Below are 2703 nucleotides of genomic sequence, written 5' to 3' on the forward strand. Positions count from 1 at the left end.
GTCCCGCGCGGCGCGGTCGCAAGTCGAAGCGGCAGAGGCGTCAGGAGTACGAGGCCATGCAGGCCCCGTCGGTCGGCGGCGTGATGCTGCCGCGCGGCAACGGACAGACCGTCCGCCTGTCGCGTGGTGCCTCCCTCACCGACTTCGCGGAGAAGATCAACGCCAACCCGGCGTCGCTCGTCGCCGTGATGCTCAACCTCGGCGAGATGGTCACCGCGACCCAGTCGGTCTCCGATGAGACGCTTCAGCTGCTCGCCGACGAGATGAACTACGTCCTTGAGGTCGTCAGCCCGGAGGAGGAGGACCGCGAGCTCCTGGAGTCCTTCTCCATCGAGTTCGGCGAGAACGAGGGCGGCGAGGAGATGCTCGTCTCCCGCCCGCCGGTCGTGACCGTCATGGGCCACGTCGACCACGGCAAGACCCGACTGCTGGACGCGATCCGCAAGACGAACGTCGTCGCGGGCGAGGCCGGCGGCATCACGCAGCACATCGGTGCGTACCAGGTCGCCACCGAGGTCAACGGCGAGGACCGCGCGATCACCTTCATCGACACCCCGGGCCACGAGGCGTTCACCGCCATGCGTGCCCGCGGTGCGAAGTCGACCGACATCGCGATCCTCGTGGTGGCGGCCAACGACGGTGTGATGCCCCAGACGATCGAGGCGCTGAACCACGCCAAGGCGGCCGACGTGCCGATCGTGGTCGCGGTCAACAAGATCGACGTCGAGGGCGCGGACCCGACCAAGGTGCGCGGCCAGCTCACCGAGTTCGGGCTGGTGGCCGAGGAGTACGGCGGCGACACGATGTTCGTCGACATCTCCGCCCGTAAGGGCGAGAACATCGATGCCCTCCTGGAGGCCGTCGTGCTCACCGCCGACGCCTCGCTCGACCTGCGCGCCAACGCGGAGCAGGCCGCGCAGGGCATCGCGATCGAGGCCCACCTCGACCGCGGCCGCGGCGCCGTGGCCACCGTGCTGGTCCAGCGCGGCACGCTGCGGGTCGGCGAGACGATGGTCGCGGGCGACGCCTACGGCCGCGTCCGGGCGATGCTCGACGACAAGGGCAACAACGTCGAGGAAGCGGGTCCCTCGACCCCCGTCCTGGTCCTGGGTCTCACCAACGTCCCCGGCGCCGGCGACAACTTCCTCGTCGTCGACGAGGACCGCACGGCCCGGCAGATCGCCGAGAAGCGCGCGGCGCGCGAGCGCAACGCGGCCTTCGCCAAGCGCACCCGCAGGGTGTCGCTGGAGGACCTCGACAAGGTGCTCAAGGCCGGCGAGATCCAGCAGCTCAACCTCATCATCAAGGGCGACGCGTCCGGTTCGGTCGAGGCTCTGGAGTCCTCGCTGCTCCAGCTCGATGTGGGCGAGGAGGTCGACATCCGCGTGCTGCACCGCGGCGTGGGTGCGGTCACCGAGTCCGACATCAACCTGGCGTCCGGCTCCGACGCGATCGTCATCGGCTTCAACGTCCGCGCCGAGGGCCGTGCCACGCAGATGGCCGAGCGCGAGGGCGTCGACGTCCGGTACTACTCGGTCATCTACCAGGCGATCGAGGAGATCGAGGCGGCCCTCAAGGGCATGCTCAAGCCGGAGTACGAAGAGGTCGAGCTGGGCACGGCGGAGATCCGCGAGGTCTTCCGCTCGTCCAAGCTGGGCAACATCGCCGGTGTCCTCATCCGCTCCGGCGAGGTCAAGCGCGACACCAAGGCGCGCCTCGTCCGCGACGGCAAGGTCATCGCGGAGGACCTCAACATCCAGGGCCTGCGCCGCTTCAAGGACGACGTCACCGAGATCCGCGAAGGGTTCGAGGGCGGTATCAACCTCGGCAACTTCAACGACATCAAGATCGACGACGTCATCGCGACCTACGAGATGCGCGAGAAGCCCCGCGGCTGATCGCTGATCGCCAAGTTGCGACCCGGGGCCGGTCGGCGGAGCGTTATTTCCGTCGATCGGCCCCGGCCGTTGCGTGTACGGTTCGAAGAGCTTGTACACATCCTTGGACTCCAAGGACCTTTCACACCGATGCCTCAGGCCCGCCGGGTGGGCTTCACCCGTACCGCATGTATGTGGGGACACTCTCGTTCGACCTGCTCCTGGGCGACGTACGGTCGCTGAAGGAGAAACGCTCCGTCGTGCGCCCGATCGTCGCCGAGCTGCGCCGCGCGTACGCGGTCAGCGTGGCGGAGGTCGGCGACCAGGACCTCTACCGCAGGACCGAGATCGGGCTCGCGGTGGTGTCCGGGGACACCGGACATCTCGTGGACGTGCTGGACCGCTGTGAACGCTGGGTCGCCGCCCGTCCCGAGGTGGAGCTGCTGTCCGTGCGACGGCGGATCCACGGCGACGACGAGTGACGACTGATGAATGAACCGAAGAAGAAAGAAGTAGGCGCATGACCGACAACGCGCGGGCGCGCAAGCTGGCCGACCGCATCCGGGAGATCGTCGCGGAGACCCTGCAGCGCCGGATCAAGGACCCGCGGCTCGGCTATGTGACCATCACGGACACCCGGGTCACGGGCGACCTGCGGGAGGCGACCGTGTTCTACACGGTCTACGGCGACGACGAGGAGCGCGCGGCCTCCGCGGCCGCCCTGGAGAGCGCCAAGGGCGTGCTGCGCTCCACGGTGGGCCGGGAGACCGGGGTGCGCTTCACCCCGACCCTGACCTTCGTCCCCGACGCCCTGCCCGACAACGCC

At 68.7% G+C, this 2703-nt stretch carries 3 protein-coding genes; all 3 read left to right on the forward strand.

Going from position 1 to position 2703, the window contains the following annotated elements; genetic code table 11:
* On the forward strand, positions 1 to 1898 hold a 1898-nt coding region (infB, locus tag ACFU99_RS40115; protein WP_384402648.1), incomplete at its 5' end, for a translation initiation factor IF-2.
* 167 nt (positions 1899 to 2065) lie between these two features.
* The gene (locus ACFU99_RS40120) at positions 2066 to 2359 is read left to right on the forward strand and encodes a DUF503 domain-containing protein (protein WP_030890354.1); all 294 of its coding nucleotides are present in this window, start codon (positions 2066 to 2068) and stop codon (positions 2357 to 2359) included.
* Positions 2360 to 2397: 38 nt separating this feature from the next.
* Positions 2398 to 2703: 30S ribosome-binding factor RbfA (gene rbfA / locus ACFU99_RS40125; RefSeq protein ID WP_384402651.1), on the forward strand; the 306-nt coding region annotated here is incomplete at its 3' end.

It is taken from the genome of Streptomyces sp. NPDC057654 (assembly GCF_042800135.1).
Lineage (GTDB): Bacteria > Actinomycetota > Actinomycetes > Streptomycetales > Streptomycetaceae > Streptomyces.